Genomic DNA, 12,133 nt, shown 5'->3' with positions numbered 1-12,133 from the left:
CTCTTTGCATCGCAAATCTGCCATGAGCACCATGTCGTAATCAGGGAGCGGTCACGCCCCAACCTCATAGACCAAAACGCATTGAAAGGACTGCAGCCATGGCTGAGTCTGCACTACGAATTAACCAGTTGATGAATCCGCGGTATCACTTCAGACGATTCGCGACTATTGTTTGACGGTGAACCCTTGCGCCATCCCAATGTTCTGTTGCTGAGATGCCACCCAAAAATGCGCTGGGCCATCCTGCCACCAAAGTTGTCCGACGCGATTTGCAGGAACGGCACTCAATGTAAAGTCTGGCACAAGCGTATAGGTCTGCTGGTTGTACCCAATTGAAGCGGTGCCATCACTCAAGGCGGCAAAGGTCGAGTTAGGGTCCAGTCCTAACAAAACGCTACGCAATGCCGCTGGATCATTGAAGGCGGGGTACAGAGCTTGATTGGTCGAGTCATTGCTTCGGAATGGAGCACGTAGGTGCCAATAGCCATCGCTGCCCACTTGCAGCATTGCGCTACTGAGCGTGACGGGATCGACAATCGCCGGGCCAGGCTGTACAGAATATGTCTGACCGTTGAGCATTGCAGTTGTCACGCCAGTGTCCGTTTGCCTACTGACCGTGATGCCTGGTAGTAACGTTGGCAACAACGCTTGTGAGAATATGGCAGAGGGAACATATGGTGACTGGAAAACCAGCGCCTTGCTATAGAACGTTCCAATTGTTCCTGCCGCAACGGTGTAAGTATTTGCTGCCGTTTGCGTCATGCTACCTGCACTCCAGACGCTTTGACCACCAAATGGGCAATTCGCAACCGTCACAGTGTAGGCTGTCGTGTTTGTCAAATAGCGAGTTGCTACGCCAAACGCGCCACCACAGTCAATCGTGTAATTGGTTCCCACATTGCTAATGCCTGCCCAACTGGACTGGATGGGCAATAGCGCAAAGCAAAGCAGAATTGCCGAGCCAATTCTCCTGGCGCCACAAGATTCAGTGATTGATTCAAGGCTCTTGCAGCTGCTGCTAGCAAACATATGGGCAATTTTGTCGAAAACCATGGTGACAACTTTCATTTAACTTTTTCTAAAAAAATTGCTTGTTTGAGCGGCAATAGGAGTGCCGGAGTAGCCCCTCGTTTCTGAGGCACTCCTTTGAGCATGGACTTTCCCTGGTTGGCGCTGACTGCACGGAGCAAAACCATTTCCCAATGGCTCCGGTAGAAAAGCGCCCTCAGAAAAAAGCCCAATACTATGAATTGAATAGTATTGGGCTAGTGCCTACAAGGCTTGAATCTGGTGGTCGTAGGTGGACTTGAACCACCGACATCAGCATTATGAATGCTGCGCTCTAACCAACTGAGCTATACGACCGAAGGGCAGGAGTATAGCATAGTCGAAAAATGGCGTGGAGAATTCGCCGTTTAAGGGGCTGTTACAGGTGCTTGAAATCCGCTTTGCGCTTGTTGACGAAGGCGTCCATGCCTTCTTTCTGGTCTTGTGTGGCAAAGAGGGCGTGGAACAGGCGGCGCTCGAACACAATGCCGTCGGCCAGCGTGCCCTCAAAGGCGCGGTTGACCGATTCCTTGGCGGCCATGGTTGCGATCTGCGAAAAGCTGCAAATCGCCAGCGCCGCGCCCAGAACCTCGTCCATCAACTTGTCCTGGGGCACGACGCGGCTGACCAGACCGGCACGCTCAGCTTCCACGGCGTCCATCATGCGGCCGGTCAGGGCCAGGTCCATGGCCTTGGCCTTGCCGACAGCGCGGGGCAGGCGCTGCGTGCCGCCGGCGCCGGGAATGATGCCCAGCTTGATCTCAGGCTGGCCAAAACGGGCGTTTTCGGACGCAATGATGAAATCGCACATCATGGCGAGTTCGCAGCCACCGCCCAGCGCGAAACCGCTGACGGCGGCAATCACTGGCTTGCGGATCGAGCGGATGGTTTCCCAGTTGCGGGTGATGAAGTCGCCTTTGTAGGCATCGGCAAAGCTGAACTTGGCCATGGCCGTGATGTCGGCGCCCGCGGCAAAGGCCTTTTCGCTGCCGGTGATGACCATGCAGCCAATTGCGGGGTCGGCGTCAAAGCCCTTCAGGGCGTGGCCCAACTCGTCCATCAACTGGTCGTTCAGCGCATTCAAGGCCTTGGGACGGTTCAGCGTGATGATGGCGACTTGCTCGCCTTCCACACGGGTGGTGATGCATTCGTAGTTCATGGTGGTGGTATCGGTGCTAGGAGGGGAAACAGGAGGGGGCCGGGGCTATTTTGCCGTAGCCTTGGCCACTTGCGGTCCTAGCCAGGCATCGACCAGGGCGGCGTCGCGCACGCTCAGGCGCACGGCCTGGCTGGCCTTGGGCAGCGTCAAGGTGAGGCTTTGCAGGCGTTTGTCGCGCGAGACGATGGCCGTCACCTTCTTGGCGTTGCCGGCAAACAGCGTGAACTCGTCCAGCGACTGCAGGCGCCAGGAGCCGTGGGCGTCGCTGTCGCTGGGTTGCACCGCAATCCACTCGTCGCCGCTGGCAAAGCCGGCTTTTTCGGCCACGCCGCCCCGCAGCACCTGCTGGATGAAGAGGCCGCCGCCTTCCTTGACACGCAGGCCCAATTGCTGGGCCACCTGGTCAGGCTCGTGGTGGACTTGCACGCCATGGCGCTCCAACAGCGGCTCCAGCGGCAGGTCGGCCGTGCCATGCACCCAGCGGGCGATGTCGGCTGCGAAGGAGCGCCCACCCAGTTCGGTCAGCACGGCCAGCAGGTCTTGCTCGCTCATGGGCCCACCCTGGCAGCGGGTCCACAGCGCGCGCATGACCGCGTCCAGCGTGGTCTTGCCCTCGGCGCGCAGCGTCAGGTCCAGGCACAGGCCCACCAGCGAGCCCTTGGTGTAGTAGCTGATCGTGGCGTTGGCGGTGTTTTCGTCCTGGCGGTAGTACTTGATCCAGGCATCGAAGCTGGCCTGCGCCACGCTTTGCACCTTGCGCCCCGGCGCCTGGGCCACGCCATTGAGGGTCTTGGTGATGAGCTTGAGGTAGGTCGCGTTGTCAATCAGTGCGGCACGGCGCAGCAACAGGTCGTCGTAGTAGCTGGTGAAGCCTTCAAAGAACCACAGCAGTTCGGTGTAGTTCTCTTGCGTGTAGTCGTAGGTGGCCAGCTCGGCCGGCCGCAGGCGCTTGACGTTCCAGGTGTGGAAGTACTCATGGCTGATCAACCCCAAGAGGGTGGTGTAGCCCTCGGGCTGCTTGTGCGTGGTAGGTGCCAGCGTGGTGCGCGGCAGGCGGGGCAGGTCGGAGCGCTTGGCGATCAGCGCGGTGGAGTTGCGGTGCTCCAGGCCGCCATAACCGTCGCTGACGGCATTCAGCATGAAGACATACTCCTTGAACGGAATTGCCCCCTCGCCCTGCTTGCGTGAGGTGCTATGGTTTTTGATGTTGTCGCCATGCCAGAAGCGGATCTCGGCTTCGCAGATGGCCTGGGTATCGGCCAGCAACTTGGCGCCGTCAAAGCTGGGTGGCGCGCCGGCTACGACGAATCGGTGCGGTATGCCGCAGGCGGTGAAGCTGCCGCTCCAGAACGGCCCCATCTCGAAGGGGCAGTCCACCAGCGTGTCGTAGTCGGCGCAGCGGTAGGTTCCAAAGCCTTGCTTATTGGCTTTCAGGGCGCTAGCCCCCGTCGCTACGGACCAATGCGCTACTGAATCAGTAGCAACCAGCTCCAGCTCATGGGGCAGGCCTTGCTGGCCTTGGACCAGCAGGCACAGGCTGGTGCCGTTGAAGAAGCCGCGGGTGGTGTCCAGCCAGGCGGTACGCACGGAGTTGTCGAAGGCGTAGACCTCGTAGTGCACAACCAGGGGCTGGCCGGGCGCGCAGTCCACAACCCAGGTGGCCTTGTCGGCTTGTTGGACCGGCACGCTTTTTGTGCCCTGTTGGCAGCGCAGGTTCTGCAGATTCTTGGCAAATTCGCGCACCAGGTAGCTACCCGGTATCCACACCGGCAGACGCAAGGTCTGCCGCGCGGCCGGCGCAGCGATGGTCAGGGTGACCGCAAACAGGTGGGCTTGCAGATTGGCCAGTTCCACCCGGTAGTGGATGGCGGGAGTGGCCTTGGATGGGGAGGGCGATGGATGGCGTTTTGTGGTCATAGGAAACGGTTTTAGCCCTTGCTACCGGCCAGCAGTTTCTCGACCTGGGCCGCATCCACTGCACCGGGCACCCGGGTGCCATCCACAAAGAACAGTGTCGGGGTGCCGGTGATCTTGTACAGGCGGCCAAACTCTGCATTGCGGGTGAGTGCGGCGGTGTCGCAATTGGCCATAGCAGCGGGCTGGTCGCGCACCATCCAGTCTTGCCAAGCCTTACTGGGGTCTTTGGCGCACCAGATGGCTTTGGACTTGTCGCCCGAATCGGCGCCGAGTATGGGATACAGGAACATGTAGACCGTGACGTTGTCCACCTTTTGCAGATCGCGCTCAAAGCGTTTGCAGTAGCCGCAATTGGGGTCTTCAAACACGGCGATCTTGCGCTTGCCGTTGCCGCGCACGATGGTGAAGGCATCCTTGAATGGCAGATCGTCAAACTTGACGGCGGTGAGCTTGTTCACGCGCTCCTCGGTCAGGTTGCGCTTGCCGCGCACGTCGATGATGTTGCCTTCGATCAGGTAGTTGGCCTGGGCATCGGTGTAGAAAATCTCGCTGCCATTGATGCGCAGTTCGTACACGCCGGGAATCGGGGTCTTGCTGACCTCGTCCACGCTTTTGATAGCGGGCATGCGCTCCGCAATGTTCTTGCGGATCTGCGCCTCTTGCGCCATGGCGGAGCCGAAAACCAATGCGGCGGTGCCGACCAGCAGGGATTGCAGTGTCAGGTGTTTCATAGAAGAGCCCATCGTCGTTGTCATCATCATCCGTTCTTGTTGCCATTTGGGGTCTTGCCCAGCACACCCATGGCGCGCCGCGCAACCCACTGTTTGATCAATCCACTCGCCTCAAATCGGTTCATGCCCCAGTTGCGCATGGCTTGCACCGTCGGGTGGCGGTTGGTGAATAGGCGTTGCAAAACATCATTGGCCTGTCCCATCACCGCAAAATCCGCCTTGCGCGCCCGCTCATACTGGCGCAACAACCGCGGGTCACCCACGCTGCGCCAATACGCCCGGCCGGTGACCACCGCCACCAGTTCGGCCACATCGGCCAGACCCATATTCAAACCCTGACCGGCCAGGGGGTGCACGGTATGAGCCGCGTCACCGGCCAACACCCATGCACCCTGCGCCGACACTCCACACCAACGGCGTGCCTGCGCCTGTTGCAAAGGCCAAACCTTGCGCGGGCTGGTCAATGCAGGCGCACCCAGCACACCGTGGCTGCTGGTTTCCAGCGCCTGGCAGAAATCCGCCTCATCCATGGCCTGCAGGGTTTGCGCACGCTCAGGGCTGACAGACCAGACAATCGCGCACAAGTTCCCGTCGGCACCGCCCAACGGCAAAAAAGCCAGAATTTCCCCTTGGTGGTTGAACCATTGGCGGGCAACCTGGGCATGCCCTTTTTCGCAGCGCACGCGGGCGGCCAGCGCCCACTGGTCGTAGGGGGTTGCGTCCCACTCCACGCCCCATTCCTGGCGTGTCTGGCTGGCCTTGCCTTCGCAGACCACGGTCAGTGCGGCGGGTTTTGGGGCATCCACCACGTCGATCAGGGGTTGGAAGCGCACGGCCTCGGCCAAGCGGGCCTCCAGCACGGGTACGTCGACGATCCAGTTCAGCGCCTCGGCTGCACTCTGGGCGGCATCAAACGCCACCTCGCCGCCATCGTCGCCATGCACCTGCATGGACAGAACCGCCGTGGCGTCCTGCGGCGCAGGCCAGCAGCGCACGGCCTCCAGCAGTTGGCGAGACGCCTGGTTCAAGGCATAGGCTCTGACATCGGTGGCGGCATCGGCGCTTTGGGCGGGGTATGGGCCCGCCGGGGCGACCAGGGCGACTCGCAATTGCTTGGCCGCCAGATGCAGGGCCAGTGTGCGCCCGACGATGCCCGCGCCCCGGATGCAGATATCAAAGGGTCTTGTCATGGTGGGGCGATTGTAGAAGCCGGTGTCATCCACGCGCCCGGGGGCTTGTGGATGGCACTAGGGTGTGTCCGTCGGGGCTTCCCAGGCCGATGCCTGCGTGGGCAGGGCTTCCAGAAAACGGATGGGGCGCCGGGTGTTGGGTGACATGTCGGCCAGCAGATCGCGCAGATCGTTCAACACGCGCTCGGGGGGCACGGGGTTTTCATGCAGCAGCACGCAGGCGGCCTGGAAATGCAGCGTTACCTCGGGCACCAGCCCGGGCAGGGGGATCAGGCCCGAGCCTATCAGCTTGACCATGCGCTCGGTCAGGGCCTGGCGCGTGGTGACGCCTTCCATCAGCAGGCCAAACTGTGCCGTGCCCACGCGGCCTGCCGGATCCACATCGCGCAGGATGCGCTGGATCTTGACGACAGCCCGCAATAGGCATTGTTCGGCCGTGGTGTCGCTGTAGGCCTCGCGGATGTGCTCGTGGTTGGTGACCTGCACCATGACCAGGGCCAGTGGCTCGCGGTGGTCTATGGCGCGTTGCACGGCGCCCTCCAGATGGGTCTGGAACACCTCGGGGGTCAGCATCCCGGTCAGCGCATCCTGGGTGGGCAGGTGGTTGGCCCGCACCACCAACTCCTTACGGTCATGCGTGAGCTGGGTCAGGGCATACATCAGGATGGGGATGGAGGTGGCGACGCAGGCGGACGTCAGGTAGCGCATCTGCCACAGCAGCGGAACCAGACCGACGGTCTCGCACAGCATATAGGTCAGCGCAAAGAACTGGGGTAGCAGCGCAATCATCATCCAGCGGCCCACGGTGGAGCCTTGGTGCCAACTCAGGACGGTGGCGCCGGTGCCGATGACGGCGGCAAACAGCATGATCATGGCGCACACGCGGTCCGCAATGAAACGGTCCACGACGGCGAATACCAGGACCGAGGCGATCGTGCCCCAGCCCACGGAGGACAGAAAACGGTCGTAGCGGTGGAAGTGCACATGCAGCACGAAGACATTGCGGATGAACAGCAACGTGCTGCCCACGGCGATGACGGGCATGACGTGGGAGGCATAGTTGGCCAGCTCCGGCACGTGGGCCCAGATGGTGGCATTCAATACACCGGAAATCTGCGCCAACGTGGCGGCAATGAGCAGGGCGAACAACGCGGCCCAGCCGTCGATGGCCTTGCGGTGCTCCATATAGCGCAACAGGGACAGCACGGCCAAGCTCAGCAGTGCTCCGAACATCAGGCCCAGGCCAATGAACTCTTGCTGCCGCTGCATTTCGCGCTCACGCACGGCGGCCAGCCGAATCGGGATGCTGAGTTCTTTGAAATTGCGGATTTGCAGGTAGACGTTCTGTGTCGAACCGTCCGGCAAGGAAAAATCAAAGTCCGGGTAGAGGCCAGGCCGGTGCCAGTCGGTTTGTGCGAGCATGTCCCCCGCCTGCTGGGCGACCCAGCGGCCGGCCTCGTCTGGATGGTGGAACGTGACCTGATCCAGGAAGGGCAGGGGCAGGTTCAGCGTCCATTGCGCTTTGGAGCCCGTTGCCCGCTTGACCCGCAGTTTGAGCCACAGCGTATCGAACTTGTTCAGGGGATAGCGGGTCAGTGCCGGCTCGGATTTGAACTTGGCGGTACCGCTGACAACCTGATCGATAGTGGCACGCGAGCCCTCATCCAGCCAACTGCTGACATCGGTGCTGATTTGCAGCGACGGCGCGTTGTCATCCAGTACCAGAACGTTGTTGGATGGCGGTTCAGCAGCCTGGCAGCAAACAGCAAACAGGCAGCAAACTATCACCAACAGTCGTACTAGCAGGGATGGCATTACACTTGTCTCCCCCGTTTTTAGAGGTTTTTATGAGTCCGAGAGTGGCATTGTAGGCCTACCCAACCTAGGTAAAACTGCGTTGTGCAACGCCTTGACCACGGTCGGTATCGTCGCGGCAAATGTTTCGAAGGACCTGGCCTTCTGTGATTTCTAACAAACGGTTCAGGTGACCATGGGCGCGGCACCCATAGCTTGCGGAATGGGTTGGCATAGTAGGGCAAACAGCTCGCCCAGCCATTGGACCTGTTGCTCGGACGGATATAGGCGCTGTCTTTTTCGCGCTTGGCACGCGTGCCGTACATTTTTCACACCAAATACTTGAATCTTGATCTGTCGATGTCTGACGAAATATCTGAAGCCAGTCCGTTGGTGAGCGTCCTGATCCGCAGCATGGATCGTGCGAGTTTGCGTGAGTCCCTCGCATCAGTCGCTGCACAGACCTATCCCTCCATAGAGCTTGTAGTGGTGAATGCAAAAGGGGACGGGCATGGAAATGTCGATCCCTGGTGTGGCCGCTTCCCGGTTCGGTTTATCAGGGCCGGGGGACGGCTCGATCGGAGTGCTGCAGCCAACCTGGCGTTGGAAAAGGCGAGCGGCCAGTATCTGATGTTTCTGGATGACGACGATCTGATCGACGCCGGACACGTCGCGTCACTGGTCCGTGCCTTGGCCGACTCCCCTGACTGCAAGGCCGCGTTTTCCGGAACACGCGTAACCGACGCCGCAGGCGTTACCTTGGGTGTATATGAGCAGGCTTTTTCGGCAGCGCAGTTGCTGGTCGGAAACTTCTTGCCCATCCATGCGGTTCTCTTCAACCGTGATCTCGTAGCGGCTGGGTGCCGGTTTGACACCGCGTTGGAGACCTACGAAGACTGGGATTTTTGGCTTCAGGTTTCGCGGCTCACCGGTTTTGCTTCAACCGGTGGTGTCAGTGCCGTGTACCGATCCTTCCTGGGCGACTCTGGCATGTCTCGCGCCGAGCACAGACCCCTGCAAAGGCAACGGCGTTCCGTGGTGTGGCGTAAATGGTGGCCTGCCTGGGATGTTGAAAACGTCGACCTTTTGGCATCTGGCTTGGAGCGTGCGCAGGAGGACAAGGAGAGAGAAAACGCGGAGGTGCGCAATGCGTTCAATGCTGAGGTGGGGAAGAACAGCCAGTTGCACCAGGCCATAGCGGACTTGCAGCAGACCTTGCACGGGCACATGTTGCAGGTGTCCGGTCTAAGCCAGACCGTGGCCGAGTTGAATGCATCCTTGGCCGCGGTGCGAAACTCGTTGGTCGACCGCGAAAGGATGCTCGTGCACCGGGATATGCAGATCGGCATGTTGAATGCCAGCATCCAAGACATTCTGTCGTCAACCAGCTGGAGGTGGAGCGCGCCTATACGGCATATTGGTCGCTGGGTTGAGGCTACCCGCCGCAAGCTCAGAGCCGCGGCGCTGCTTGCCAGGGTCACGGTGCAATTTCTTCGGCGGGACTCGGTTGGCAAACAAATCGGTAATGCCGTCCGTTTTGCGCTGCAGGAGGGGTGGTCTGGTGTGAAGCGGCGGCTGGCCAGACGGAGTGCCGTTGCGTCAGCAACACATCCGCAGCCTTCAGGTCAAGGGTTGGAACCCAGCCCGGCGTTGCAGCTGGAGCGCCACGACTATCGGCCGCTCTCTGCCATCGACACGGACAAGTACGAGTATTTTTTTCTGGATGTATTCGACACTGCCATCATCCGGTTGTTCGAGAAGCCGGTCGATCTATTCAAGCACATTGGACATGCAACGCGTTCCGCCGCGTTTGAAAGCATGCGCGTACAGCAGGAGCGCGAGGCCCGCGAAAGACTGGCCTCGCGCAAAGACATCCCATTGGCTGAGATATACCGGTCGTTCTATGGGGCTGACCTCGGGCGTGAGATTGAAACCGAGTTGACGTTCTGCGCAGCGCACCCTGAGACGTTTGCCTTGTATTCGAAGCTTGTCTCCAAAGGGAAAAAAATATACTTTGTCTCGGACATGTACCTTGACCGGGGGACCATTGCAGCCATTCTGCATAAGAACGGGTTCAACCAATACGAAGACATTTTTGTGTCGTCGGAGGATGACTTGATCAAAGGCGATGGCAGCCGTTTCGCGTGGTTACAATCAGCCCTTCCCGGCTCCGTGGGCAAGGCCCTGCATATTGGTGACAACCACGTTTCCGATTGGATTCAACCGCGCCAGCATGGATACGATGCTTACCACTACCTGGAGAGTATTGAGTTCTACCGTTACGACGCCTTTCTCTTCTCCAAGGCCCCTTATTTGGTTGAACAAAACAGCCTGGGGGTTTCCTTTGCACTAGGCATGTTCCGGTACTGGAAGTCCGGCTTTCTGGACAGCAAGCCGGGGTACTGGCGGCAATTCGGGTTTTTCTACGGCGGAGCTTTGGTCTCGGCGTTCTGCGGCTTTGTCAATAGCAGTATCTTGCAAGCCAAGCTCTCTACCTCTCGCGTGTTTTTCCTCGCGCGCGATGGTGACATCATGAGCCAGGTCTATCGCCTGCTTTACCCCGAGTTGGACGCCGTGTATGTCTGGGCTTCTCGCCGCTGCATGAGTTTTCCCTCATTGCGTACGATGCGCCTGGCGGATGACGAGGACATGCTCAAGCTGTTTAGCACGCCGATCGGGATTACCTGTGCAGACGACCTGATTGAGCGACTGGGGTATGACGATCTGCACGCTTTGAAGGCGTCGTTGAGTGAACTGGAATCGCAGGGGCTTCTCAATAGCGAACCCGATATTCTGCGTTGCCTTATGGGTCACAAGGAATCCATCTTGGCCAAGGCGAATGCCGAGCGGGATACCCTGTTGCACTATTTGGATGCCGTGAATTTCTTTGGAGACTCCGACATTGTGATTGCGGATGTGGGTTGGGGAGGAACTATCCAGAACGCACTCGTGAAGTTGCTGAAGCAGTCGGGTAGTGGCCACCAGACGCTGCACGGAATGTATATGGGTGTCAGCGACCACGCGGAGCATGCTGACTTCAAGAAGGGCTTCCTGTTCCAAGGCGACAAAGCGCGGTTTTCCGGCTTCCTGAATCTTATTGAGTTAATTACATCTTCGCCAAAAGACGGTGTCATGCGGATTGCGGCAGTGGATGGCGGCTATGCGCCCGTTAGCGTGCGGCAGAGTGCGCAGGAGTTGAACCGGCAGGCTATTGCCGCCGAGATCCAGTCCGGCATTCTGGAGTTTGCGCAAATGGTCAAAGATAGAAAGATCGGCAGTCTGGACTTCTTCCAGCCCAGTGACTTCGAGGCGCTGTTTGGCGCGCTGCAGGATCACCCCTCGGAGGAGGATGTCCAGCATCTGGGGGGCGTGCGGCACGCCATGACGCTGGGCAACCATTTTGGTGACCAAGTGCTGAATAAAAAGGTATGAACGCTGTGACCCAACTCAAAATCATCACTGTCGTGATTGCTCCGGCAATGTATGAGCGGTTCTTTGTGGAAAACGCTGTGGTCAACGGCTATGACTTGGTATCCATAGACAATCGCCAGCACAACCGAGGCTTACCCGCCATTTACAACGAGATGATCACGCGCCATCTGGATGACGATTGCTGGTTGCTATTTGTTCACGAAGACTTTGAAATAAAGGGCGGCTTGTCTGCCATTGATCATCTGGACCCCAGCCATGTGTATGGAACATTTGGGCTCAACTTCGAAAACAATTCGCCGGCTCCCTATGGACGGCATGTTTGCAGCAACAAGGACGGCAGTCGAGCCGTTGAAGTGGGGCACCCCATTTCAGAGCCTGTGACAGTTGAGACGCTGGACTGTCAAAGCGTCTTGGTGCATACCTCCCTTTTGCGCAACAACCCCAAGCTTCGCTTTGACGAGCATCTGACGTTCGATCTGTACGCCGAGGATTTTTGCATCAATGCGAAATTCAGGCTGGGCATCACGTCCAAGGTGTTCCCGCTGACGTTCCAGCATTACTCGCATGGAAACATCACGGAACGCTACCATTCCGGTATTCGCTATCTGGCACAAAAGTATCCCGATGTAGCGGTTGCGGGAAGCTGCTCGTTCATCGGCGGCCGATCGTCAGACCTTGAAAAGTATTTTGTTTATGGCGTAGGTCAAGTGCAAAGTGCACCCCAAGCGCCGGATATCCCGAATGTGCCGAAGAGCACGTTCTTTGCAAGAGTGCGGCGCTATCTGGGCCGCCTGAAACGAAGTTTTTGATTCTCAAACCCCAATGGCATCCTGACCCAATCCCTGCCGGATGGCGCGACCCTC

At 59.0% G+C, this 12,133-nt stretch carries 8 protein-coding genes and 1 tRNA gene; 2 read left to right on the top strand and 7 right to left on the bottom strand.

What is annotated here, in order from left to right; translation table 11 throughout:
- Window positions 1–165: 165 nt before the first annotated feature.
- From AC07OO_RS06025 to AC07OO_RS05995, 7 genes are all read right to left on the bottom strand, one after another.
- Window positions 166–1,068: a hypothetical protein gene (locus AC07OO_RS06025; protein ID WP_495081143.1), complete on the bottom strand. Its 903-nt coding sequence runs from the start codon at window positions 1,066–1,068 to the stop codon at window positions 166–168.
- A gap of 220 nt (window positions 1,069–1,288) precedes the next feature.
- A tRNA-Met gene (locus tag AC07OO_RS06020) sits at window positions 1,289–1,365 on the bottom strand.
- 61 nt (window positions 1,366–1,426) lie between these two features.
- Window positions 1,427–2,206, bottom strand: coding sequence for an enoyl-CoA hydratase (locus AC07OO_RS06015; protein WP_495081142.1), 780 nt, complete (start codon window positions 2,204–2,206; stop codon window positions 1,427–1,429).
- 45 nt (window positions 2,207–2,251) lie between these two features.
- A complete protein-coding gene (locus AC07OO_RS06010) occupies window positions 2,252–4,123 on the bottom strand; it encodes a M61 family metallopeptidase (RefSeq protein WP_495081141.1) in 1,872 nt (623 codons plus the stop codon).
- Between the two features lie 11 nt (window positions 4,124–4,134).
- The gene (locus AC07OO_RS06005) at window positions 4,135–4,854 is read right to left on the bottom strand and encodes a DsbC family protein (protein WP_495081140.1); all 720 of its coding nucleotides are present in this window, start codon (window positions 4,852–4,854) and stop codon (window positions 4,135–4,137) included.
- Window positions 4,855–4,880: 26 nt separating this feature from the next.
- Window positions 4,881–6,044 (bottom strand): FAD-dependent monooxygenase, encoded by a 1,164-nt coding sequence (locus tag AC07OO_RS06000; protein ID WP_495081139.1) that lies wholly within the window; start codon window positions 6,042–6,044, stop codon window positions 4,881–4,883.
- A gap of 57 nt (window positions 6,045–6,101) precedes the next feature.
- A complete protein-coding gene (locus AC07OO_RS05995) occupies window positions 6,102–7,859 on the bottom strand; it encodes a 7TM-DISM domain-containing protein (protein ID WP_495081138.1) in 1,758 nt (585 codons plus the stop codon).
- Window positions 7,860–8,180: 321 nt separating this feature from the next.
- On the opposite strand from AC07OO_RS05995, the gene AC07OO_RS05990 reads away from it, so the two are divergent.
- Entirely contained in the window at window positions 8,181–11,270 is a 3,090-nt protein-coding gene (locus AC07OO_RS05990) for a glycosyltransferase (RefSeq protein ID WP_495081137.1), read from the top strand.
- Window positions 11,267–12,079 carry a hypothetical protein gene (locus tag AC07OO_RS05985; RefSeq protein WP_495081136.1) on the top strand — a complete coding sequence of 271 codons (813 nt, stop codon included), beginning with the start codon at window positions 11,267–11,269 and terminating at the stop codon, window positions 12,077–12,079. Before AC07OO_RS05990 ends, AC07OO_RS05985 begins: the two co-directional genes overlap by 4 nt.
- The last annotated feature ends 54 nt before the right edge of the window (window positions 12,080–12,133 follow it).

This window comes from Rhodoferax sp. GW821-FHT07G04, from assembly GCF_059418585.1.
The sequence above is the reverse complement of the archived record's forward strand: the minus strand, read 5'-3'. Positions and strand labels throughout refer to the sequence as shown.